This window comes from Flavonifractor sp. An10 (assembly GCF_002161215.1).
Lineage (GTDB): Bacteria > Bacillota > Clostridia > Oscillospirales > Oscillospiraceae > Flavonifractor > Flavonifractor avistercoris.
The window spans coordinates 76,838-98,061 of record NZ_NFMB01000004.1 but is presented as its reverse complement, the minus strand read 5'-3'; the positions used below and the strand labels follow the sequence as shown (position 1 = coordinate 98,061).

Genomic DNA, 21,224 nt, shown 5'->3' with positions numbered 1-21,224 from the left:
ACCGCTTCCTGCAAAAATGTCAACCACAAATTTTCACAAGTTGTATCCCGGCCAATCCTGTGGTACAATGTCAGAAATGAGCAAATCAACTGAGGTGAAACCATATGATGGATTGGGACGCCCTCTATGAGGCGTGTATGAGCTGCCAGAAGTGCGGCCTGGCGGAGACGCGGCACAACGTGGTGTTCGGGGAGGGGCCCCGGGACGCGGAGGTCATGTTCATCGGGGAGGGCCCCGGGGAGCAGGAGGATCTCACCGGCCGCCCCTTCGTGGGCCGGGCGGGCCAGTTTCTGGACGACATGCTGGCCATGATCGACCTGAAGCGGGAGAAGGTGTTCATCGGCAACATGGTCAAGTGCCGCCCGCCCCAGAACCGGGATCCGCTGAACATCGAGCAGGACGCCTGCATCGGCTACCTGCGCAACCAGGTGGCCCTGCTCAGGCCCAAGATCATCGTATGCCTGGGGCGCATCGCCGCCATGAAGCTGATCCGGGAGGACTTCAAGATCACCCGGGAGCACGGCCAGTGGCTGGAGAAGGCCGGGGTGTGGATGATGGCCATGTACCACCCCTCCGCCCTGCTGCGGGATCCCCGCAAGCGGCCGGAGACCTTTGAGGATTTGAAGATCCTCCAGGCCAAGATCAAAGAGACCTGCACCCATACCTATTGACCCAGAGGGGCCCGGCAGAGCGCCGGGCCCCTTGCCTTACAGCGTGCCGGAGACGGCGGCCCTCACGGCGGCCATATCCAGCCCCCGCTCCGAGGCGAGGGAGAAGCTGTATCCGTCCCGGCTCCACAGGGCCAGGGACACGGTGTCCCCGTCCCCCTTACAGGTGACGGATACGCCGCCCTCCTCCACCGTCTGTACGGCGGGATAGACGTTGTAATCCCCGCTCATATCCTCCATGCCGGGGCCCGCCCGGTAGATCAGGGTGTCCCCGCCGCCGGAGAAGCGCACCTCCGCCAGCTGGCCGGGGATGGCCTGATACAGGACGGCCTCATAACCCTCCGGAAGGACGGGCAGGGGCACGGGGAACCCGGCGGCCTGCTCCAGCCCGGAGAGGGAGCCGTACTCTTCCCAGGGGCTGGGGAGCTGGGCGCCGCTGCCCGCGGCCTCCGCCGTCAGCTCCACCGTGCCGTCATTGGCGGTAACCGCGTCCGCCGGGTTGCCCATGAGCACCACAAAGAGCTCCAGGGGCACATAGGTGGTGCCGTCCACGGCGTAGGGGGCGGCGGCCAGGGAGAAGGGGGCCGTCATGCCCACCATGCCCTCCAGGCTGGTGACGGCCTGGTAGCGGTTCACCCCCAAGGTCACCGTGGCGTGCATGGAGCCGCTGTTCAGGGTGACGGTGCTGTCCTCCCCGTGCCATGCCACGGTATAGCTCAGATACTCCGCCAGGGCCCGGAGGGGGACGATATAGCCGCCGTCCTCCTCCGTGACGGTGATGCCGGTCGCCGCGCCGTTGACGGTGAGGGGCAGGGCTCCCTCCCCCGCGGCTCCGGCGGCGGTGCCCAGGGCGGACAGGGACAGGGCGGCGGCGGTGAGCAGGGCCAGCCCACGGCTGTGCAGTTTCTTCATCAGAATCATCCTTTCCGTTTGGCAGGCTCGCGGCCCGCTCTGCCCCATACACAAACAGGACGGGGTATCCGCTGCAAAAAAAGAAAAAAATTTTTGCAGCGGATCAGGCCCGCCGTTTGTATTCCAGGTGAAGGGAGTGAGGGAATGGAAGGCATACTGCGGCCCCGGCCCGGCCTGCTGGCCCGGCTGCGGGCGCTGCTGGCCGGCGGGCCGGAGGAGGGGGAGGCCCCTCTGATCCCCGATGCGGCCCGGGCCCTGCGGCGGCACGGGGACGCGGTGCTCCGCCTGGCCTGCTCCTACCTCCACCAGCGCCCGGAGGCGGAGGACGTGCTTCAGGACACCCTGCTCCAGTATCTCCAGAAGGCCCCGCCCTTTTCCGGCGAGGAGCACGAGAGGGCCTGGCTGCTGCGGGTGGCGGCCAACCTGTGCAAAAACCGGCTGAGCTACTGGAAGCGGCACCCCCAGGAGGAGCTGAGCGACCTGCTGCCCGGCCGGGCGCCGGAGCCGGAGCTGTCGGCGGTGTGGGACGCGGTGGGGGCCCTGCCGGCCCGCTACCGGGGCGTGATCCACCTGTACTATTACGAGGGCTACACCACCGTGGAGATCGCCCGGATTCTGGGGGCGAGGGAGTCCACCGTCCGCTCCCTGCTGGCCCGGGGCCGGGAAAAGCTGCGGGCCGTGCTGAAGGAGGGGTATGACTTTGAGGAATAGAAGCGCCTACCGGCGTCTCATGGACGCCGTGGTGGTGACGCCGGAGCTGGAGGAGCGGGTGCTGGAGGCGGTGGCCCGCCGGGCAGAACGGAGGCCCGTGATTCCGGCAGCGCGGCGGCGGATCCTGGCGGCCTGCGCCGCCGTGGCCTGCTGTGTGGTGCTGGTTGTGGCCCAGCCGTTCTACGGGGAGCCCGCGGTCACGGCCACGCCCCCGGCGGTGGTGCAGGGCGGCTATGGCTCGGTGGAATACGACAGCCCCCAGGCCCTGGCGGAGGCCCTGTCCTGGCCCTTGGCAATCCCCACGGCCCTGCCGGAGGGGTACAGCCTCCTGCTGGCTCAGAGCCTCCCGGGGGAGCTGGCGGAGCTGCGCTGGTCGGACGGGACGGACACCCTCTGCTACCGCATGGCCCCCGGTTCGGAGGACATCAGCGGGGACTACACCCAGTACGGGGAGATATCCACCCGTGCCGTGGGAACCCGGTCGGTGCAGTGCCGGGGGGAGGGCGGCATGATCTACACCGCCGTGTGGGCGGCGGACGGGTACAGCTGCTCCCTCTCCGCCAGCGGCGGCCTCTCCCCCGCAGAGCTGGAGGCCATCCTGACCAGCATCCGGCCCATAGGAAAAGGGAAGTGAGACGAATCCGTCTCACTTCCCTTTTGTGGTTACCCGCTTGATGACCTTCAGCCGGGCGAACTCCTCCCGCTCCTTCTCCTCCAGGGCGTCGGTGATGAAGCGGATGGTCTCGTCCAGGCCGGGTATGACGATGTTCTCCAGGGCATTGGCCCGCTTCTGGGTCTTTTTGATGGCGTCGGCCAGGCGGTAGATGGAGGTCTCCACCTCCGCCAGCCGCCGGGTGAGCTCCTTGACCTTGTGGAACTTCAAATAGCACTCGTCCAGCTCCGAGCAGGTCTCCCCCAGGCCGTACTCCGGCCGGGGGGGCGGGGACTGTCCGGGGATGCGGGGCAGCTCCACCCCCATCACCGAGCGGTACCGGAGGGTCAGGGAGTCGTCCACCTCCACCGCCTCGGCGATGCGGTCGCAGATGCCCAGGCGGATGTTGGCCGCCTGGAGGGCGGCGTAGGCTTCGGTAAAGACGGTGTCAATCTGCCCCTGGAGCTCCTTTGCGGTGTCCATCATGCCCATGAGCTCCCGGATGAGGATGTTGCGCTTGCGATCCATCAGCTCAAAGCCGGTCTGGGCCAGGCCGCGGGAGTGCTTGGCGGCGATCAGGTTGCCCTTGGTGGGCAGAAGGTTGTTGGGCACGGCGGTTCAGCTCCTTTCCACGGCCCTCTCACTGCTTGCGGGCGAAGAGCTCCTTCCACGCGTCCTCCCGGTAGTGGGCCTCGATGGTCTTGGAGTCGATGCGGTCCAGCTCGCTCTTGGGCAGCATGGAGAGCAGCTTCCACCCCAGCTCCAGGGTGTCCTGGATGCTGCGGTTGTCCGTCAGATTCTGGTTAATATATTTCTCCTCAAAGGCGCTGCCAAAGGCCAGGTACTGCTTGTCCAGCTCGCTGAGCTCGTCCTCGCCGATGACGCTGGCCAGGCTGCGGGCGTCCTGCACCTTGGAGTAGGAGGCGAACAGCTGGTTGGACAGGTCGTAGTGATCCTCCCGGGTGAAGCCCTTGCCCACGCCGTCCTTCATCAGTCGGGACAGGGAGGGGAGGATGGCGATGGGGGGATAGATGCCCTTCTGATCCAGCTCCCGGTTGAGCACGATCTGCCCCTCGGTGATGTAGCCGGTCAGGTCGGGGATGGGGTGGGTGATGTCGTCGTTGGGCATGGTGAGCACCGGCACCTGGGTCACCGAGCCGGGCTTGCCGTGGATCATGCCCGCCCGCTCGTACAGGGAGGCCAGGTCGGAGTACAGATAGGCGGGGAAGCCCTTCCGGGAGGGGATCTCCCCCTTGGAGGAGGAGAACTCCCGCAGCGCCTCGCAGTAGGAGGTCATGTCGGTGAGCACCACCAGCACGTGGTAGCCGTGCTCGAAGGCCAGGAACTCCGCCGCCGTCAGGGCGCAGCGGGGGGTGAGGATGCGCTCGATGATGGGGTCGGAGGCCAGGTTGAGGAACATGACCACCCGGCTCAGGGCGCCGGCCTCCTCAAAGGAGCGGCGGAAGAACTCGGCGGTGTCGTTCTTCACGCCCATGGCGGCGAAGACGATGGCGAACTCCCCGTCCTGGTTGGGCACCCTGGCCTGCCGCACGATTTGGGCGGCCAGCTCGTTGTGCTTCATGCCGGAGCCGGAGAAGATGGGCAGCTTCTGCCCCCGGATCAGGGTGGCGCAGCCGTCGATGGCGGAAATGCCGGTGTAGATGCAGCTGCGGGGGTACTTGCGGGAGACGGGGTTGATGGCGGAGCCGTTGATGTTCCGCCGCTCCTCGGGGTAGATCTCCCCCAGGCCGTCGATGGGTCGGCCCGCCCCGTCAAACACCCGGCCCAGCATCTCTCTGGACAGGGCGATGTCCATGCTCTTGCCCACAAAGTGGGTGGAGGCGTTCTCCAGGGAGATGCCCCGGGTTCCCTCGAACACCTGGAGCACCACCCGGTCTCCGTCGATGAGGATCACCCGCCCATAGCGGCGCTCCCCGTTCTCCAGGGTGATCTCCGCCATCTCGTCAAAGGCCACGTCCTTGACGCCCCGGAGGGCGATCAGGGAGCCGGACAGCTCCGACAGGCCGATGTATTCCAGTCTCATGTCAGTGATTCACCTCAATCTGTGCCGCGCTACCGGTTGGCCTCGTTGACCTGGCGGAGGGCCTCGTCAATGGCCTTGTCGTATTCGTCAAACTTCTCCTGGTGGTCGTTGGGCACCTCGTACTTCATTTTGGCCAAGGACTCGAAGATCCCCGTGGCTTTCAGCTGGGACAGGGGGATGGCCCGGGAGACGATGTCCCTGGCCCCGTGGTAGAGCTTGAGAATCAGCTCCATCATGCGCAGCTGCTTGTCCAGGGGCACATAGGTGTCGATGGCGTGATAGGCGTTCTGCTGGAGGAAGCCTACCCGGATGAGCCTGGCGGTCTCCATCACCAGCTTCTGATCCTCGGGCAGAATGTCCGCGCCGATGAGCTTGACGATCTCCATCAGCTCCGACTCCTTCTGGAGCAGGTGGGCGATCTGGTGGCGGCTGGAAACGAACTCCGGCCCCACGTGCTCGTCGTACCAGGGCTTGAGATCGTCGGCATACTCCGAGTAGGAGGTGAGCCAGTTGATGGAGGGGAAGTGGCGGGCATAGGCCAGGGCACGATCCAGGCCCCAGAACGTGCGCACATAGCGCTTGGTGTTCTGGGTGACGGGCTCGGAGAAGTCGCCGCCCTGGGGGGAGACAGCGCCGATGACGGTAACGCTCCCCTCCTTCCCCTCCAGGGTCTTCACATAGCCCGCCCGCTCGTAGAACTCCGCCAGACGGGAGGCCAGGTAGGCGGGGAAGCCCTCCTCGGCGGGCATCTCCTCCAGGCGGCCGGAGATCTCCCGCAGGGCCTCCGCCCAGCGGGAGGTGGAGTCGGCCATGAGGGCCACGTGGTAGCCCATGTCCCGGTAGTACTCGGCGATGGTCATGCCGGTGTATACCGACGCCTCACGGGCGGCCACCGGCATGTTGGAGGTGTTGGCGATCAAAATGGTGCGGTTCATCAGGGGCTGCTGGCTCTTGGGATCCAGCAGCTCGGAGAACTCCTCCAGGGCCTGGGTCATCTCGTTGCCCCGCTCGCCGCAGCCCAGGTAGACGATGATGTCCGCGTCCGACCACTTGGCCAGCTGGTGCTGGGTCATGGTCTTGCCGGCGCCGAAGGGGCCGGGGATGGCGGCGGCGCCCCCCTTGCCGATGGGGAACAGGGTGTCGATGATCCGCTGGCCGGTGACCAGGGGCCGGTCGATGGGCAGGCGGTCGGCCATGGGCCGGGGGGTGCGGATGGGCCACTCCTGGGCCAGGCGCAGCGGGTGCACCCCGCCGTGGTCGTCGGTGAGCTCCACCAGGGTCTCAGTCACGTTGTAGGCCCCGTCGGGAACCACCCGGGTGACCTTGCCGGACAGGCCGGCGGGCACCAGGCAGCGGTGGAGGATCAGCGGCGTCTCCGGGCAGGAGGCGTACATCTGCCCCGGCGCAAGGGTATCCCCCACCTTCACGTGGAGGGTGGTGTCCCATTTCTTCTCCTGATCCAGGGAGGGCAGGTTGAGTCCCCGGGCGATGAAGGGCCCGCTCTTCTCCTCAATGACCTTGAGGGGGCGGGCGATGCCGTCGAAGATGTTGGTGAGCATGCCGGGCCCCAGGGTGATGGCCATTGGGGCCCCCTGCCCCACCGCGGGCTGGCCGGGCTTGAGTCCGGCGGTGTCCTCGTAGACCTGAACGGTGGCGGCGTCCAGATCCACGCCCACCACCTCGCCGATGAGGCCCTCGTCGCCCACGCTGACCATGTCCATCATGGCCAGGCCCTTGCCGCCAACCACCTTGACCACGGGGCCGTTGATGCCGTGGATCGTGTACTGCGCTTGCTTCATTCTGGAAGTACCGTCCTTTCGGATTCATCAGAGAGAGACAGGCCGAAGAGCTCGGCAAAGTGGCCGGACAGCTCCTCGGCGGCGCTGTCAAAGGAGGCGTCCACCCGCAGGCCCAGATCCGGGGACTCGGCCACCAGCCCGCCCATGCGGAAGTCGCCGGGCTGGAAGGTCAGGTGCATCAGCGGAACCGCGTCGGTCAGGATCTGGCGCAGGCCCATGTCCTCCTCCCGCAGGGTGACCAGCACCTCCTTGGCGCCGGCGAGGTACCCCGCCGCCTCCGTCATCAGCGCGGCCATCCGCCGGGTGTAGGCGTCGGTGCGGGTGAAGGCGGCGATTTTGGCCCGCACCAGGGCAAAAACCTCCTGGGCCATCTCCTTGCGGCGCAGGGACAGGGTGCGCTTGTTGTCCAGCATGTGCCGGGACACGCCCCGGCCCGCCTCGGCCTGGATGCGGGAGACCTCGGTGTGGATGTAGTCATAGGCCTCCTTGAGCACCTCGTCCTCCGCCTCCTGGATGCGCTGCTCCCGGCGGCGCTGCACCTCCTCCATGGCCCGCCGGCTCTCTGCGGCGGCCTCGGCCAGGATTTTGGCGGTGAAGCGATCCAGCTTCTGGTTGATATCAGGCATACTTGTTCCTCCTCGCGGGATCAGAGCTTGACCCCGATGGCCTCCCGGATGTACCGGGTGATGGAGTCGGGGGCGCGGCCCGTGCTGTGCCGGTCTGGGATCTCCACCACCAGGGGCCGCTGGGCGGTGAGCTTGAGCGGGGCGATCACATCCCGGCACTGGTCGGCCAGATGTTCGGTAATGAGCAGCACGGCGATGTCCGGGTCGGCGGCGGCGGTCTGGATGGCGGCCCGTGCCAGGGCCTCCTCCCGCACCACCACGCCCTCGATGCCCGCCAGGCGCAGACCCACCTGGGTATCCGTGCTGTCGGTGATGACAAAGTATTTCATAACATGATTCCTCGTGTTCGTAGGGGCCGCGCAGGCCACCCGCCGACGGGCGGCTGATAGCCGCCCCTACACACAGTCCACAACCGGCTGCTCCCATGTAGGGGCGATTTCCAATCGCCCGGCCTCGCAGAGTTTCGCCCGCCCCGCGGGCGAAAGCAAATGGAAATCCGCGCGGAGCAGGACATGCGCCTGCGCAGCACACCGATACCCCTGGCCGCGGCGGCCAGGGCCACCCGCGCGGGCGCGGGTGAGGGGGGTATCGCAAGCGGTTTCCTTGGGAACCGCTTGCGTATCTAGGGGGGACAGCGTCCCCCCTAGAGTGCTCACACAAACAGGAGCAGCAGCGCCACGATCAGGCCGTACAGGGCCACGCCCTCGGCCAGGCCCACGAAGATCAGGGCCTTGCCGAAGGCCTTGTCGTTCTCGGAGATGGCGCCCAGGGCGGCGGAGGCGGAGGAGGCCACGGCGATGCCGCCGCCGATGCCGGACAGGCCCACGGCCAGGGCGGCGCCCACGTACTTCAGGCCCTCGGCCATGCCTCCGGCGGCCGCGGCGGCCTCAGCGCCGGCGGCGGAGGCGCTGCCGCCGATGCCCACCACGCTGGCCAGCACCAGGAAGGCGAAGAAGGAGGCGATGTTGGCGCCCAGGGCCCGCCTGGCCTTCTGGCCGGTGTATTTGCGGATGCCGATGAGGAACAGGGGGGAGAACACCGCAAAGGCGGCAAAGAACAGGACGATGAATTTCAGCATGATGACTACCTCCTCCGCTCACCCGTTGATGCGGGCGGCGTAATCGATTTTTTTCGGGACAAAGGGGACGCCGCCGTCGTCATAGAAGCGGCCGAAGAGCTCGTAGAACTCCAGACGGAGCACCTGAATGCCCACCAGCAGGCCCTCAAAGCCCATGACGAAGATGTTGCCCAGCACCAGGATGAGGATGCCCACCGGGCCCCCCACGCCGCCGGCCAGGTCGGCCAGCATGTGAACCACCAGCATCAGGCCCACGTGGGTGATGGCGTAGGCGCCCACGCGCATGAAGGACAGGGTGTTGGTCAGGTAGCTCAGCAGGGTCTCGAACAGCTCGAAGAACCCGGTGCCCAGCACCTCCCCCACCGAGAAGTTCTTCCAGTCCGGATCGCCGGAGAGCAGGTGGGACAGGGGCTCCCGCAGGAGCATGAGCACCAGCGGCAGGATCAGCACCGGCAGCACGTAGGCCGGGACAAACAGGTTGACGCCGAAGGCCGCGGTGGCCACGGCGGCCAGGATCAGCCCGCCGTAGAAGAGGATGCCCGCCGCGCCGTTGGGGCCGAAGAGGATCTTCTCAAAATTCCGCTGGCGCACGCCGTTGAGGATGTTGACCACCATCACCAGCAGCAGCATGAACACGCCCAGGCAGATGGACATGACCAGCAGGAGCAGCACGTTGCTGACGGTGCCCATGCCGGCGAAGGTGGTCTCCTCCATGATCTTGAAGCCGGGGATGAGCTCCTCAAAGCCGAACACCGAGCCGTAGACGCAGCCGAACAGGGCGCCGGACAGGCCGCAGCAGGTGATGATGCCGCCCAGCCACATGTGCTTCCACTTGGCCAGCACAAAGCCGATGAGGGCCAGGCACAGGCCCTGCCCCAGATCGCCGAACATGATGCCGAAGAAGAGGCAGTAGGTGAGCGCCATGAACAGGGAGGGATCCTTCTCGTTATAGGCGGGCAGGCCGTACATCTCCAGGAAGGGCTGGAACACCCGGCCCAGGAAGGAGTTTTTCAGCTTGGTGGGGGGCTTGGCGTGCTCCACGTCGTCGGCGGCGTCGGCCACGCAGGACAGTTCGGGGAACTGGGCCAGCTTGCCCTCCACCTCCCGCACAGATGCCGCCGGCACCCAGCCGGTGAGGTAGAAGGTGTTGCGGCTGCGGCAGGCGTACTGGCGCAGCTCACAGCAGGCACTGTGGTAGCGCAGGCAGGAATAGCTGGACAGGATGTGCTCCTTCTCCCGGTCGCGCAGCTCCTGCAGCTCTGTCCCCACCGCCTCCACCGCCTTCCGGATGTCCGCGGTTCTGGCGTTGAGTTCCGCCGTGGCCGCGTCCACCGTGCCGTGGGGGGGCTCCTCCAGGTGGATGCGGGTGAAGTGGAGGGAGTTCATGAGGGAGTCCACCTTGTGGTGGGACTCCTTGGTGGTGAAGTACACCCCGTACACCCGCCGGCGGCCCACGGTGGTGGGCACGAAGAAGAGATCCTCCTCCGCGTCCAGGGCGTCCCGGAAGCCGTCATAGGTCTCCCGGGGCAGATAGCCGTAGCGGAACCGGGCGTGATCCAGGCCCCACAGCTCGTCCAGCTTCACGTCGAGGCCCCGCAGGTTCTGCAGCTGATCCACCATGCTGCGGGCCTCGTCCAGCTGGTGCTCCAGCTCCTCCTGCTTCCTGTGGAGGGCGGAGGCCTGGTCGGCCAGGCTGTCAAAGTAGCCGGCCATCTCCTCCAGAGAGGCCGTGGGATCAAAGGGGGCGTAGTCCAGGGGAATCCCCGCCTCGTCGGCCACCTCTATGGAGCGGCGGAGCAGGGCGGCGTAGGGGTTCTCCAACTCCAGCGGGCGCAGGCCGCCCACCCCGCGCATGAGCTGGAGCGCATTCTCCGGATGGAACTCCTGGTCGATGACGCAGGTGCGCACCACATCGTCAAACCGATCCAGGGGCCCGGCAATGGTGAGCAGCTTCATCGGGACAACGGACATCGCGGTATCTCCTTCCTTTCAGATTCTATGGAATACAGGCGCTAACCGCCCACCAGATTGGCAAATTCCGCGTGATAGGGCACGCCGTACTTCACCGACTCGATCACGTTGACCAGCACCCCCAGCTCCAGCTCCTTGAGCTCCAGGTAGGCGATGGCGGTGTAGATGGAGGGGGGCACGGCGGAGAGCTGCCGCTTGTTGAAGCGGAAGACCGCCCGCTGGTAGTACTCCTCCACCGCGTCCACCGCCGTCTCGTCGAAGCAGTCCCCGTAGGGGGACTCCCGCAGCAGCCCATAGGCGCCCTCCGCCCCCGGCGCCTCGCACAGCCGGCGGAGGAAATCCATCGTCAGCCGGTACTGGAAGGGGAACAGCACGCCGGCGTAATCCTCCCGGGGGGTCTGTGGGAAGTAGGTCTTGAGGCGGAGGATGTGCAGGATGTTCAGCAGGTCGATCTGCTCCCCGATGGCCCGCAGCAGCACCTTCTGGGTGCGGCCCTGGTACTGGGAGCGGACGATGCGCAGCAGATGGGCGTAGTAGGCCGTCCGCAGAACCGCGTCGGCCCGGGTGAAGTCGGGCAGCTCGTCCGTCCGGGGCGGCCGCAGCTGCCGCAGGGCGGAATAGTAGATGGTGTCCCTGGCGGCCTCCGTCAGCTGGTCGTAGGTGGTGCAGGCGGCCGCGGCCGCCTCGTCCAGCCTGCTGTGGAGGGCGATGCGGGGGGGCGGCGGGGCCTCCCGGGGGGACAGGCCGGCCTTCAGCCGGCGCAGGGCGGACAGAATGGCCGACCGCTCGGCGGCCCGGAGCTGGAACTGCATCAGGGGCTTGTCCTCCCGGGGGACGTAGTAGGCCAGACTCTGATACTCCAGCCGCAGCTCCTCCTGAAGGGCCCGCTCCACCTCCACCCGGCCCACATATCCCCAGGCGCCCGGGGGCACCAGGGCCAGGGCCCGGCTCCAGCCCGGGTGCTGGCGCAGCTCGTCCAGGATCTCCGCCTCGCTGCGCCGGGCGGCCAGCCGGGCGAAATCGTCGGAGCGCAGCCGCTTTCCGTACAGGGCGCGCACCTTGGCGGACAGCGCGCCGTAAGCCATCTCCGCGGTCATGACGGCTCCACGCCCACAATCATGGAGAACAGGGCGTCCACCCAGCGCTCCTTGTTCTTCTCATAGGACGCCTCCACCGCCTTCATGGTGCGATCCAGGCGCTCGTCCAGGCGCGTGAGAGCCTCCTGGGCGGCGGCATCCTCAGTCTGCCGAACCTCCTCCAGCCGGTGGCTGGCTCGATCCATATAGTCCTCCCGCAGGGCGGAGACCTCCTTCTCCAGGCCGGCCTGCATCTGCTGGCGCTTCTCCCTGGCCTCGTCGGCCAGGGCCTTCGCCCCCTGCTCGGCGGCCATGATCTGGCTGACCATCTCGGCATAGTCCATGGTAACACCTCCGCTTCGGCCCTAATCAGGGCCAGCATATCATATCTATCATACCATGCCGGGCGGCAGAATGCCACAGAAATTTGGTCAAACCAGAGAAATTTTATGCCTTTCCGCAGGCGGAAAGGAAAACTGTACGGATGCGTCCGCAGGGCCTTGTAATCCCTCGCGGGGGCGTTTATAATAATAGAATATATCCGTCCGCCCCATGGCGGGCCAGCAGATAGGAGGAATTGCTATGGCAAAGCTGCTTCAGCTCCTGGAACAGGACTGCACCCTGACGCCGGAACAGCTTGCATCCATGACCGATATGACCGTGGAGGATGTGAAGGCCGCCATCAAGCGGTATGAGGACGAAAAGATTATCCTGGGCTACCAGGCCATTGTGGACTGGGACCGCACCCAGCGGGAGGCGGTCACCGCCCTTATCGAGGTCAAGGTGACCCCCCAGCGGGGGGAGGGCTTCGACCGGGTGGCCGAGCGCATCTACCAGTACGACGAGGTGGAGAGCGTCTATCTGATGAGCGGGGCCTTTGATCTCACCGTCATCATCTCCGGGCGCACGCTGAAAGAGGTGGCCCAGTTTGTGGGGGAGCGCCTGTCCACTCTGGAAGACGTGACGGGCACCGCCACCCATTTCATCCTGCACAAGTACAAGGAGAAGCACCTGATCTTTGAAAAGCAGGAAAAGCAGGAGAGGGAGTGGATTTTCTCATGAATTACGACGAGATCCTCAGTAAGCGCATTCAGGAGGTCAAGCCCTCGGGCATCCGGCGCTTTTTCGACATTCTGGAGGAGATGAAGGACGCCATCTCCCTCGGCATCGGCGAGCCCGACTTCGTCACCCCCTGGCACATCCGGGACGCGGGCATCTACTCCCTGGAGAAGGGCTTCACCAAGTACACCGGCAACGCCGGCATGGCGGAGCTGCGCCGGGAGATCGCCGCCTACTTAAACCGCCGCTTCAGCCTGCAGTACGACTTTGCCCACCAGATCGTGGTCACCGTGGGCGGCAGCGAGGCCATCGACCTGGCCCTGCGGTGCCTGCTCAACCCCGGCGACGAGGTGATCGTCCCCGTGCCCTCCTTCGTGTGCTACGGGCCCCTGGCCTCCATGGCCGGCGGCGTCCCGGTGTACGTGGAGCTGAAGGCGGAGAATGAGTTCCGCCTCACCCCCGAGCAGCTCCGCGCCGCCATCACCCCCCGCACCAAGGTGCTGGTGCTCCCCTTCCCCTCCAACCCCACCGGCGGCATCATGGAGCGGGCCGATCTGGAGGCCATCGCCGAAGTGCTGAAGGACACCAACATCATGGTGCTCTCCGACGAGATCTATGCCGAGCTGACCTACGGCCGGAAGCACGTGTCCATCGCCAACCTGCCCGAGATGTACGACCGCACCATCGTGGTCAACGGCTTCTCCAAGAGCCACGCCATGACCGGCTGGCGCATGGGCTACGTCTGCGGGCCCGCGCCGGTGATCCAGCAGATGCTCAAGCTCCACCAGTTCGGCATCATGTCCGCCCCCACCACCAGCCAGTACGCCGCCATCGAGGCCATGCGCAACGGCGACGGGGACATCGAGAAGATGCGGGACGAGTACGACGGCCGCCGCCGCTATCTGGTGGAGGGTCTGCGCCGCATCGGCCTGCCCTGCTTTGAGCCCAAGGGCGCCTTCTACGTGTTCCCCGACATCCGGGGCACTGGCCTGAGCTCCGACGACTTCTGCGAGCGCTTCCTGATGGAGGAGAAGGTGGCGGTCATCTCCGGCTCCGCCTTCGGCGCCGGCGGCGAGGGCTTTGTCCGCTGCTGCTACGCCACCAGCATGAAGGACATCGCCGAGGCCCTGACCCGCATGGACAACTTCCTGACCAACCTGCGCAAGAAGCAGGCCCGGGAGGGGTAATTCCCGCCGGGCGCACCGACATACACAACAGAACAGAAAAGGGGGAACCGATATGTACATCACCTGCCTGGACATGGAGGGCGTCCTGGTTCCGGAGATCTGGATCGCCTTTGCCGAGGCCAGCGGCATCCCGGAGCTGAAGCGCACCACCCGGGACGAGCCGGACTACGACAAGCTCATGCGCTACCGCCTGGACATCCTCAAGGAGCACCATCTGGGGCTGAAGGAGATCCAGGCCACCATCGCCAAAATCGACCCCCTGCCCGGGGCCCGGGCGTTTCTGGACAAGCTGCGGGAGGAGACCCAGGTGATCATCCTCAGCGACACCTTCGAGCAGTTCGCCCAGCCCCTGATGCGCAAGCTCAACTGGCCCACCCTGTTCTGCAACACCCTGGAGGTGGCGCCCGACGGGGCCATCACCGGCTACCGCATGCGCTGCCCCCAGTCCAAGCTGACCACGGTGCGCGCCCTCCAGTCCGCCGGCTTCCAGACCATCGCCGCCGGGGACAGCCACAACGACCTGGGCATGATCCAGGCCAGCAAGGCCGGCTTCCTGTTCCGCAGCACCGACGCCATCAAGGCCGAGCACCCGGAGCTGCCCGCCTTCGACCGGTTTGACGATCTGCTGGCGGCCATCCGGGGGGCCATGGCCCAATAGAGAGCTCTCAAAACGAGAGCGGGGAGTGAGAACGATGACAAACCTGTTTGACGGCCTGCCCTTCGGCCCGGCCGACATCCTGCTGCCCCAGGACTGCGAATATGCCAAGTGGTCGGTGGTGGCCTGCGACCAGTACACCTCCCAGCCGGAGTACTGGCAGCGGGTGGAGGAGTATGTGGGCTCCGCCCCCTCCACCCTGCGGCTGATCCTGCCTGAGAGCTGCCTGGACGGCCCCAACGTGGAGACCGACATCATGGAGATCAACAACACCATGACCCGCTACCTGCGGGAAGACCGGTTCCGCACCCTGCCCGCCTCCCTCATCTATGTGGAGCGGCGGCTGGACAACCTGCGGCTGCGCCGGGGCCTGGTGGGCATGGTGGATCTGGAGCAGTACGACTATGAGCCCGGCGCGTCCTCCCTGGTGCGCGCCACCGAGGGCACGGTCATGTCCCGCATCCCGCCCCGGGTGGCGGTGCGCAAGAACGCCCCTCTGGAGCTGCCCCACATCATGCTCCTGGCCGACGATCCGGAGAAGACGGTGATCGAGCCTCTCTCCGCCCGGAAGGACAGGATGGAGCAGGTGTACGACTTCGACCTCATGGAGCGGGGCGGCCACATCGCCGGCTGGAAGCTGGACGGGGAGAGCATGGCCCTGGCGGCCTCCGCCCTGCGGGCCCTGGCCGACCCCGCCGCCTTCAACGCCAAGTACGGCACCGTGGACAAGCCGGTGCTCCTCTTCGCCGTGGGGGACGGCAACCACTCCCTGGCCACCGCCAAGGAGTGCTATGAGCGGCAGAAGAAGCTCACCCCGCGGTCGCACTGGGACGCTCTGCCCGCCCGGTACGCCCTGTGCGAGCTGGTGAACCTCCACGACGCCTCCCTGGAGTTTGAGCCCATCCACCGGGTGGTGTTCGGCGTGGAGCCGGAGGGGGTGGTGGAGGCGCTGCTGAACGCCTGCCCCGGCGCCTATGCCGGCGAGGGGGACGGCCATGTGCTGCGCTGGTACGCCCAGGACAAAAAGGGCGCCGTCACCGTGCCCCGCCCTGACGCCCAGCTGGAGGTGGGCACCCTCCAGCCCGTGCTGGATGCCTATGTGAAAGCCCACGGCGGGCGCATCGACTACATCCACGGCTCGGACGTGGCCCGGGAGCTGGCCGCCCACCCGGGCAACATCGCCTTCCTCCTGCCCGCCATGGGCAAGGAGCAGCTCTTCCCCACCGTGATCCACGACGGCGTCCTCCCCCGCAAGACCTTCTCCATGGGGGAGGCCCACGACAAGCGGTTCTATCTGGAGGCCAGAAAAATCAGGTAATCGAGAAAGGGGCTCCATCCGTGGGGCGCGACGACCCGGCGCGCCATCATTTTATCATTGCACCAGGAGGCGACTGCCATGCCCGCGCTGGATGTGCTGGCCTACGCCAAACTGAATCTCTCCCTGGACGTGCTGGAGAAGCGGCCTGACGGGTACCACGAGATGCGCATGGTGATGCAGACCGTGGATCTGTGCGACCGGCTCCGGCTGGAGACCGGCACGGGCAAGCCCCTGTCCATGCGCAGCAATCTGGGCTTCCTCCCCGCCGACGGGCGCAACCTGGCCGCCGCCGCGGCCCTCCGCCTGGCGGAGGACACCGGGGCGGACTGGGGCGGGCTGTCCATCACCCTGGACAAGTCCATCCCCGTCTGCGCCGGGCTGGCCGGGGGCAGCGCCGACGCCGCCGCCGTCCTCCGGGGGCTGAACCATCTGGCCGGGCTCCATCTGCCGCCGGAGCGGCTGGAGGAGATTGGGACAAAGGTGGGTTCCGACGTGCCCTACTGCGTCCGGGGGGGCACCGCCCTGGCCGAGGGCCGGGGCGAGGTGCTCACCGACCTGCCCCCCCTGCCCTCCTGCCATGTGGTGCTCTGCAAGCCCGCCTTCTCGGTGCCCACGCCGGAGCTCTTCGCCCGGCTGGACGGCGTCCGCATCCGCCGCCGGCCGGACACGGCGGGGCTGCTCTCCGCCCTGGCGGCGGGGGATCTGGCCGGCGTGGCCCGGCGTATGTACAACGTGTTTGAGGACGCCCTGCCCCCCCGGCGGGCCGCTGAGATCCAGCGGCTCAAGACCGAGCTGATCCAGCAGGGGGCCCTGGGCGCCTGCATGAGCGGCACCGGCTCCGCCGTATTCGGGCTGTTCGACTCCGAGGGGGCGGCCCGGCGGGCGCTGGCCGCCCTGTCCCAGCTGTGTCCCACCTGCTTTCTGGCCCGTCCGGTGGAAAAACTGGTATAAAACAGAACATCACCGTCCACAATGTAGGCACAAGCTACATAGCGGACGGTGATTTTTTGTGAAAACAACCCATTCCAAGACCCTGCGCCGGTGGGAGCTGGCGCTGCTCATCGGCGTGGCTCTGGCCGCCCTGCTGGGGGCCCGGCTGGACGGGGCCCAGGCCGCCCTGGCCGACCAGGTGATCCGCCTCCACGTGCTGGCCAACTCCGACTCGGCGGAGGATCAGGCCCTCAAGCTCCGGGTGCGGGATCGGGTGCTGGCGGAGGCGGAGACCTACCTCACCCCGGGCATCACCCGGGAGGAGACGGAGGAGCTCCTCCGCGCCCACCTGTACGACCTGGCCGCCGCCGGGGCGGAGGCGGTGGGGGCTGCGGGCTGCGACTACCCGGTGACCGCCTCCCTGGTGCACAACTACTGGTTCCCCACCAAGACCTACACCGACTTCGCCCTCCCCGCCGGGCAGTATACCGCCCTGCGCATCGAGATCGGCGAGGGGGCGGGGCAGAACTGGTGGTGCGTGGTGTTCCCGCCCCTGTGCCTGGGCTCGGTCACCGAGACGGTGGAGGAGGCCGCCGCCGATGCGGGGCTCACGGAGGGACAGGTGTCCCTGATCACCGGCGAGGACGAGGGCTACGTGGTGAAATTCCGGGCCATCGAGCTGCTGGAGGAGTTCAAGGGCTGGCTTGCGGGTTCGTGACCCCGAACAGCTCCGCCAGCGCCAGCAGCAGTTCCCCGTTGTCGTCTCCCCAGCCGAGCTGGCAGACGTTTCCGTCCACCCTGGCATTGGGCGCCCCCTTGTAATTGTAGATGCTGACATCGCCCTGTGACGGTGCGGACTTCGGCGCCAGGGAATAGATCGTGATGTCCAGATTCACCTCCGGATCGCCCCGGCCCGTGCCGTTGATCGTCTCATCCCCGCCCAGGGTGTTGATCTGCTCGTGCCAGGAGTACCCCTCCAGCAGCTCCAGCAGGGCGTCGTACTCCTCCGTACCGGCCTCGACGATGAACGGATAGCCCTTCCCGTCCGGGTAGGCCACATGATCCTCCACCCGGATCTCATGGGTGGAAATGATGACCTGGATATCCCCGCCGAGGGCGCGGAGGGAAGTGGTCAGGCTGCGGGGGTGGTACATCCAGGCCAAAAACCCCGCCAGCAGGGCCGCCAGAGGGAGGAGCAGGAGCCAGCACCGTTTTCCGGTCTTCACGTGGATTTCCCCTTTCCCGCTGTTTCTGGACTCAGAATAGCACAGGAAGGCGAAAAACGGTGTAAAGATTCTGTAAAAGCGCCACTAGTTTTCCCCATTCAGCCGCACCATGTGGATATGATCCTCCCACACGCCGTTGATTTTGAGGTACTTCCGCGACAGGCCCTCCTCCACAAACCCGGCCTTGGCCGCCGCCCGGCGGGAGGCGGTGTTGCGTGGCATGATGTTGGCCTCCACCCGGTGGAGCCCCAGGGCCCGGAAGGCCCACTCCGCCCCGTAGGCGATGGCCTCGGAGCCGCAGCCCCGGCCCCACAGGGTGTGGTCGATTTTGTAGGAGATGAAGCAGGACTGGAAGGCCCCCCGGACGATCTCGTTGAGGCCCAGCATGCCGACGATTTTTCCCGGATGGCGGGGCTGCACCAGCAGGAAGCGGAAGGAGCGGCCCGCCTCCGCCCAGGACTGCTCCTCCGCCAGGCGCCGGGCCTGTCCCTCCTCGGTGTAGAACTCCTCGTCCCACACCGGGTCGAAGGGGGCGAAGGCGTCCCGGTTGCGGCGGTAGAAGGCGGCGGCAGGGGCGGCCAGGGCGGGATTTGCCGCCAGGAACCCCAGCCGTGGGGAGCGGAATACATAGCGGTTCACGGAAATTCTCCTTTCCGGTTGATTCAGCAGGTTTTATTATAGCACAGCCTGCCGGGTTTTGCACGTTGGTGCCGGTAAGGCATTCCCTTTTCGCATGGAAAAGATTCCATTCCGGAAGGTTGACCTGGCCGCCGGTTTTCGGTAAAATAGAGGCAGAAAAATGCGGGGGCCGTCCAGAAACTGGACGGCCCCGCCTACCGAGGAGAATCCCAATGCTGAACCGAGACGAGGAACTGCGCTTTTGCAAGGCCCGGCGGGCCGCCATCGCGCTGGACTTCCAGAACCTGAACCCTGAGCAGCGGAAGGCCGCCATGGCCACCGAGGGGCCCCTGCTCCTCCTGGCGGGGGCGGGCAGCGGCAAGACCACCGTGCTCATCCACCGCATCGCCAACCTGATAAAATACGGCCGGGGCTCCGACTGCGACGAGGTGCCCGCCTGGGTCACCCCCGCCGAGCTGGACTTCCTGGAGGAGTACGTCCGCAACCCCGATCCCTCCCGAAAGGCGGAGCAGGAGCGGCTCTGCCAGGTGGAGCCGGCGGTGCCCTGGTCTATCATCGCCATCACCTTCACCAACAAGGCCGCCGGGGAGCTGAAGGAGCGGCTGGAGCGGATGCTGGGCCCGGCGGCGGGCGATATCTGGGCCTCCACCTTCCACTCCGCCTGCGTGCGCATCCTGCGGCGGGACATCGACCGGCTGGGCTTCACCAGCTCCTTCACCATCTACGACACCGCCGACTCCGAGCGGGTGATCAAGGACATCCTGAAGGACTTCAACCTGGATGAAAAGACCTTCTCCCCCCGCTCGGTGCTGGGATACATCTCCCGGGCCAAGGACGCCATGAAGCTGGGGGCGGACTACCTGGCCGAGTGCGAGAAGGCCGGGGACTTCCGGCTGGTGAAGATCGCCAAGGTGTATGCCGAGTATGAGCGCCGCCTGAAGGACGCCAACGCCCTGGACTTTGACGACATCATCCTGGACACGGTGCGCCTGCTCCAGAAATCCGATGACGTGCGGGAATATTACCAGAGGAAATTCCGCTATGTACTCATTGACGAGTACCAGGACACCAACAATCTCCAGTATCTGCTGGCCTCCACCCTGGCGGGGGGGTACGAGAACATCTGCGTGGTGGGGGACGACGACCAGTCCATCTACCGCTTCCGCGGCGCCACCATCGAGAACATCCTCTCCTTCGAGAGCCAGTACAAGGGAGCCCGGGTAATCCGGCTGGAGCAGAACTACCGCTCCACCAGGAACATCCTGGAGGCCTCCAACGCGGTGATCCGCAACAACGAGGGCCGCAAGGGCAAGGAGCTGTGGACGGAGCACGACGCGGGGGACAAGGTTCACTGCTACACCGCCATGAACGAGCACGACGAGGCCCAGTACGTGGCCGCCCAGATCCTGGCGGACTACTCCGCCGGACGGAAGTGGAAGGAGCACGCGGTGCTCTACCGCATGAACGCCCAGTCCAACCAGATGGAGCAGGCCTTCAAACGCAACGGCATCCCCTACCGCATCATCGGGGGCATTCGCTTCTTCGACCGGGCGGAGGTCAAGGACATGCTGGCCTACCTGTGCGCGGTGAACAACCCGGGCGATGATCTGCGCCTGTCCCGCATCATCAACAACCCGCCCCGGGGCATCGGCGCCACCACGGTGGAGCGGGCCCAGTCCATCGCCCAGGCGGAGGGCCGCTCCCTGTGGGACGTGGTGAGCCACGCCCGGGACTGGCCGGAGCTGCAGAAGGCCGCCCCAAAGCTGGGCCAGTTCGCCGAGCTGATGGGTGAGCTACGGAAGCTGTCCGGCGAGCTGCCCCTGCCCGACTTTTACGAGGAGCTGGTGCAGCGCACCGGCTACGCCGTCATGCTGGAGCAGAAGAACACCGTGGAAGACCGCACCCGGCTGGAGAACGTCCACGAGCTGCTCTCCTCCATCCAGAACTACCTGGAAAACGCCGAGGACGAGCCCACCCTGTCCGGCTTCCTGGACGAGATCGCCCTGTACACCGACCTGGACGCCCACGACCCCGACGAGGACTGCGTGGTCATGATGACCATGCACTCGGCCAAGGGCCTGGAGTTTCCGGTGGTGTTCGTGGTGGGCGTGGAGGAGGGCATCTTCCCCGGCATCCGCGCCATTGGGGAGGCCGAGGAGATGGAGGAGGAGCGCCGCCTCTGCTACGTGGCCATGACGCGGGCCAAGGAGAAGCTGTACATGACCTGCGCCTCCCAGCGGATGCTCTTCGGCCGCACCAACTCCAACCGGCCCTCCCGCTTTTTGGGGGAGATCCCGGCGGAGTACGTGGAGAAATCCGGCCGCCTGCCCTACGCCGAGCGGCAGGAGCGGGAGGCGGAGCGCCCCCGCCCCGCCCGGCAGCGCCGCACCTACGACCGGGGCTTCTCCCTGGGGCACGAGTCCGCCGTCCCTTCCTCCGGCGCCCCCGCCCCCGACTGGAAGAGCCCCGCGGCGGGCAGCGCCCCCAAAGCCGCCGCCCCCGCCTTCCGGGCCGGGGACAGCGTCCAGCACAAGGCCTTCGGCAGGGGCCTCATCACCAAGGTGACCCCCATGGGGGGCGATGCCCTGGTGGAGATCGCCTTCGACACCGTGGGCACCAAGCGGCTCATGCTCAAGTCCGCCGCCCAGTACATGAAAAAGCTGTAGGGCGCCG

General features: G+C 66.6%; 22 protein-coding genes. 10 read left to right on the top strand and 12 right to left on the bottom strand.

Going from position 1 to position 21,224, the window contains the following annotated elements; translation table 11 throughout:
• Nucleotides 1-104 precede the first annotated feature (104 nt).
• Complete coding sequence (locus B5E42_RS08030) at nucleotides 105-671, top strand: uracil-DNA glycosylase (protein ID WP_087238476.1); 567 nt, start codon at nucleotides 105-107, stop codon at nucleotides 669-671.
• A 36-nt stretch (nucleotides 672-707) separates the two neighbouring features.
• Here the strand turns inward: B5E42_RS08030 and B5E42_RS08025 are convergent, their stop codons facing one another.
• Nucleotides 708-1,580 (bottom strand): copper amine oxidase N-terminal domain-containing protein, encoded by an 873-nt coding sequence (locus B5E42_RS08025; RefSeq protein WP_162613935.1) that lies wholly within the window; start codon nucleotides 1,578-1,580, stop codon nucleotides 708-710.
• A gap of 144 nt (nucleotides 1,581-1,724) precedes the next feature.
• Here B5E42_RS08025 and B5E42_RS08020 point away from each other — a divergent pair, with 144 nt between their 5' ends.
• Both B5E42_RS08020 and B5E42_RS08015 read left to right on the top strand, forming a co-directional pair.
• Nucleotides 1,725-2,291, top strand: a complete 567-nt coding sequence (locus B5E42_RS08020; protein ID WP_087238472.1) for a sigma-70 family RNA polymerase sigma factor — start codon at nucleotides 1,725-1,727, stop codon at nucleotides 2,289-2,291.
• Nucleotides 2,281-2,925, top strand: coding sequence for a hypothetical protein (locus tag B5E42_RS08015; RefSeq protein ID WP_141242491.1), 645 nt, complete (start codon nucleotides 2,281-2,283; stop codon nucleotides 2,923-2,925). The genes B5E42_RS08020 and B5E42_RS08015 overlap by 11 nt, the downstream gene beginning before the upstream one ends.
• 12 nt (nucleotides 2,926-2,937) lie before the next feature.
• Here B5E42_RS08015 and B5E42_RS08010 read toward each other — a convergent pair whose 3' ends face one another.
• The 9 genes from B5E42_RS08010 to B5E42_RS19955 all read right to left on the bottom strand — a co-directional run bounded on the left by B5E42_RS08010 (nucleotide 2,938) and on the right by B5E42_RS19955 (nucleotide 11,881).
• Complete coding sequence (locus B5E42_RS08010; protein WP_087238468.1) at nucleotides 2,938-3,555, bottom strand: V-type ATP synthase subunit D; 618 nt, start codon at nucleotides 3,553-3,555, stop codon at nucleotides 2,938-2,940.
• A 28-nt stretch (nucleotides 3,556-3,583) separates the two neighbouring features.
• Entirely contained in the window at nucleotides 3,584-4,987 is a 1,404-nt protein-coding gene (locus tag B5E42_RS08005; protein ID WP_087238466.1) for a V-type ATP synthase subunit B, read from the bottom strand.
• 29 nt (nucleotides 4,988-5,016) lie between these two features.
• A complete protein-coding gene (locus tag B5E42_RS08000) occupies nucleotides 5,017-6,786 on the bottom strand; it encodes a V-type ATP synthase subunit A (RefSeq protein WP_087238465.1) in 1,770 nt (589 codons plus the stop codon).
• Nucleotides 6,783-7,412 carry a V-type ATP synthase subunit E family protein gene (locus B5E42_RS07995; protein WP_087238463.1) on the bottom strand — a complete coding sequence of 210 codons (630 nt, stop codon included), beginning with the start codon at nucleotides 7,410-7,412 and terminating at the stop codon, nucleotides 6,783-6,785. The genes B5E42_RS08000 and B5E42_RS07995 overlap by 4 nt, the downstream gene beginning before the upstream one ends.
• A gap of 20 nt (nucleotides 7,413-7,432) precedes the next feature.
• The gene (locus B5E42_RS07990) at nucleotides 7,433-7,741 is read right to left on the bottom strand and encodes a V-type ATP synthase subunit F (protein ID WP_087238461.1); all 309 of its coding nucleotides are present in this window, start codon (nucleotides 7,739-7,741) and stop codon (nucleotides 7,433-7,435) included.
• Between the two features lie 323 nt (nucleotides 7,742-8,064).
• Nucleotides 8,065-8,490, bottom strand: coding sequence for an ATP synthase subunit C (locus tag B5E42_RS07985; protein ID WP_087238460.1), 426 nt, complete (start codon nucleotides 8,488-8,490; stop codon nucleotides 8,065-8,067).
• Nucleotides 8,491-8,508: 18 nt separating this feature from the next.
• Nucleotides 8,509-10,461: a V-type ATPase 116kDa subunit family protein gene (locus tag B5E42_RS07980; protein WP_087238458.1), complete on the bottom strand. Its 1,953-nt coding sequence runs from the start codon at nucleotides 10,459-10,461 to the stop codon at nucleotides 8,509-8,511.
• Nucleotides 10,462-10,502: 41 nt separating this feature from the next.
• On the bottom strand, nucleotides 10,503-11,558 hold the full coding sequence (locus B5E42_RS07975) for a V-type ATPase subunit (protein WP_087238456.1): 1,056 nt from the start codon (nucleotides 11,556-11,558) through the stop codon (nucleotides 10,503-10,505).
• Nucleotides 11,555-11,881 carry a hypothetical protein gene (locus B5E42_RS19955; protein WP_087238454.1) on the bottom strand — a complete coding sequence of 109 codons (327 nt, stop codon included), beginning with the start codon at nucleotides 11,879-11,881 and terminating at the stop codon, nucleotides 11,555-11,557. Before B5E42_RS19955 ends, B5E42_RS07975 begins: the two co-directional genes overlap by 4 nt.
• 238 nt (nucleotides 11,882-12,119) lie before the next feature.
• Here B5E42_RS19955 and B5E42_RS07965 point away from each other — a divergent pair, with 238 nt between their 5' ends.
• The 6 genes from B5E42_RS07965 (at nucleotide 12,120) to spoIIR (ending at nucleotide 17,404) form a co-directional block, all read left to right on the top strand.
• On the top strand, nucleotides 12,120-12,599 hold the full coding sequence (locus B5E42_RS07965) for an Lrp/AsnC family transcriptional regulator (protein WP_087238452.1): 480 nt from the start codon (nucleotides 12,120-12,122) through the stop codon (nucleotides 12,597-12,599).
• Complete coding sequence (locus tag B5E42_RS07960; RefSeq protein ID WP_087238450.1) at nucleotides 12,596-13,783, top strand: aminotransferase class I/II-fold pyridoxal phosphate-dependent enzyme; 1,188 nt, start codon at nucleotides 12,596-12,598, stop codon at nucleotides 13,781-13,783. Before B5E42_RS07965 ends, B5E42_RS07960 begins: the two co-directional genes overlap by 4 nt.
• Before the next feature lie 52 nt (nucleotides 13,784-13,835).
• Nucleotides 13,836-14,441, top strand: a complete 606-nt coding sequence (gene thrH / locus B5E42_RS07955) for a bifunctional phosphoserine phosphatase/homoserine phosphotransferase ThrH (RefSeq protein ID WP_087238448.1) — start codon at nucleotides 13,836-13,838, stop codon at nucleotides 14,439-14,441.
• Between the two features lie 34 nt (nucleotides 14,442-14,475).
• Entirely contained in the window at nucleotides 14,476-15,756 is a 1,281-nt protein-coding gene (locus B5E42_RS07950) for a DUF1015 domain-containing protein (protein WP_087238446.1), read from the top strand.
• Nucleotides 15,757-15,834: 78 nt separating this feature from the next.
• On the top strand, nucleotides 15,835-16,707 hold the full coding sequence (gene ispE / locus B5E42_RS07945; protein WP_087238444.1) for a 4-(cytidine 5'-diphospho)-2-C-methyl-D-erythritol kinase: 873 nt from the start codon (nucleotides 15,835-15,837) through the stop codon (nucleotides 16,705-16,707).
• A 58-nt stretch (nucleotides 16,708-16,765) separates the two neighbouring features.
• The gene (gene spoIIR / locus B5E42_RS07940; RefSeq protein WP_087238442.1) at nucleotides 16,766-17,404 is read left to right on the top strand and encodes a stage II sporulation protein R; all 639 of its coding nucleotides are present in this window, start codon (nucleotides 16,766-16,768) and stop codon (nucleotides 17,402-17,404) included.
• Here spoIIR and B5E42_RS07935 read toward each other — a convergent pair.
• Nucleotides 17,379-17,912 (bottom strand): hypothetical protein, encoded by a 534-nt coding sequence (locus B5E42_RS07935; protein ID WP_087238440.1) that lies wholly within the window; start codon nucleotides 17,910-17,912, stop codon nucleotides 17,379-17,381. The genes spoIIR and B5E42_RS07935 overlap by 26 nt on opposite strands.
• 84 nt (nucleotides 17,913-17,996) lie before the next feature.
• Nucleotides 17,997-18,551 carry a GNAT family N-acetyltransferase gene (locus B5E42_RS07930; protein ID WP_087238437.1) on the bottom strand — a complete coding sequence of 185 codons (555 nt, stop codon included), beginning with the start codon at nucleotides 18,549-18,551 and terminating at the stop codon, nucleotides 17,997-17,999.
• Between the two features lie 212 nt (nucleotides 18,552-18,763).
• Between B5E42_RS07930 and B5E42_RS07925 the strand changes: the two genes are divergently transcribed.
• On the top strand, nucleotides 18,764-21,217 hold the full coding sequence (locus B5E42_RS07925; protein WP_087238435.1) for a UvrD-helicase domain-containing protein: 2,454 nt from the start codon (nucleotides 18,764-18,766) through the stop codon (nucleotides 21,215-21,217).
• Nucleotides 21,218-21,224: the final 7 nt, after the last annotated feature.

Excerpts from the sequence above, each read along its gene's own strand:
- B5E42_RS08030 (WP_087238476.1), top strand. The coding sequence starts at position 105 with ATGATGGATTGGGACGCCCTCTATGAGGCGTGTATGAGCTGCCAGAAG.
- B5E42_RS08025 (WP_162613935.1), bottom strand. The coding sequence starts at position 1,580 with ATGAAGAAACTGCACAGCCGTGGGCTGGCCCTGCTCACCGCCGCCGCC.
- B5E42_RS08020 (WP_087238472.1), top strand. The coding sequence starts at position 1,725 with ATGGAAGGCATACTGCGGCCCCGGCCCGGCCTGCTGGCCCGGCTGCGG.
- B5E42_RS08005 (WP_087238466.1), bottom strand. The coding sequence starts at position 4,987 with ATGAGACTGGAATACATCGGCCTGTCGGAGCTGTCCGGCTCCCTGATC.
- B5E42_RS08000 (WP_087238465.1), bottom strand. The coding sequence starts at position 6,786 with ATGAAGCAAGCGCAGTACACGATCCACGGCATCAACGGCCCCGTGGTC.
- B5E42_RS07995 (WP_087238463.1), bottom strand. The coding sequence starts at position 7,412 with ATGCCTGATATCAACCAGAAGCTGGATCGCTTCACCGCCAAAATCCTG.
- B5E42_RS07990 (WP_087238461.1), bottom strand. The coding sequence starts at position 7,741 with ATGAAATACTTTGTCATCACCGACAGCACGGATACCCAGGTGGGTCTG.
- B5E42_RS07985 (WP_087238460.1), bottom strand. The coding sequence starts at position 8,490 with ATGCTGAAATTCATCGTCCTGTTCTTTGCCGCCTTTGCGGTGTTCTCC.
- B5E42_RS07980 (WP_087238458.1), bottom strand. The coding sequence starts at position 10,461 with ATGTCCGTTGTCCCGATGAAGCTGCTCACCATTGCCGGGCCCCTGGAT.
- B5E42_RS07975 (WP_087238456.1), bottom strand. The coding sequence starts at position 11,558 with ATGACCGCGGAGATGGCTTACGGCGCGCTGTCCGCCAAGGTGCGCGCC.
- B5E42_RS19955 (WP_087238454.1), bottom strand. The coding sequence starts at position 11,881 with ATGGACTATGCCGAGATGGTCAGCCAGATCATGGCCGCCGAGCAGGGG.
- B5E42_RS07965 (WP_087238452.1), top strand. The coding sequence starts at position 12,120 with ATGGCAAAGCTGCTTCAGCTCCTGGAACAGGACTGCACCCTGACGCCG.
- B5E42_RS07960 (WP_087238450.1), top strand. The coding sequence starts at position 12,596 with ATGAATTACGACGAGATCCTCAGTAAGCGCATTCAGGAGGTCAAGCCC.
- thrH (WP_087238448.1), top strand. The coding sequence starts at position 13,836 with ATGTACATCACCTGCCTGGACATGGAGGGCGTCCTGGTTCCGGAGATC.
- B5E42_RS07950 (WP_087238446.1), top strand. The coding sequence starts at position 14,476 with ATGACAAACCTGTTTGACGGCCTGCCCTTCGGCCCGGCCGACATCCTG.
- ispE (WP_087238444.1), top strand. The coding sequence starts at position 15,835 with ATGCCCGCGCTGGATGTGCTGGCCTACGCCAAACTGAATCTCTCCCTG.
- B5E42_RS07925 (WP_087238435.1), top strand. The coding sequence starts at position 18,764 with ATGCTGAACCGAGACGAGGAACTGCGCTTTTGCAAGGCCCGGCGGGCC.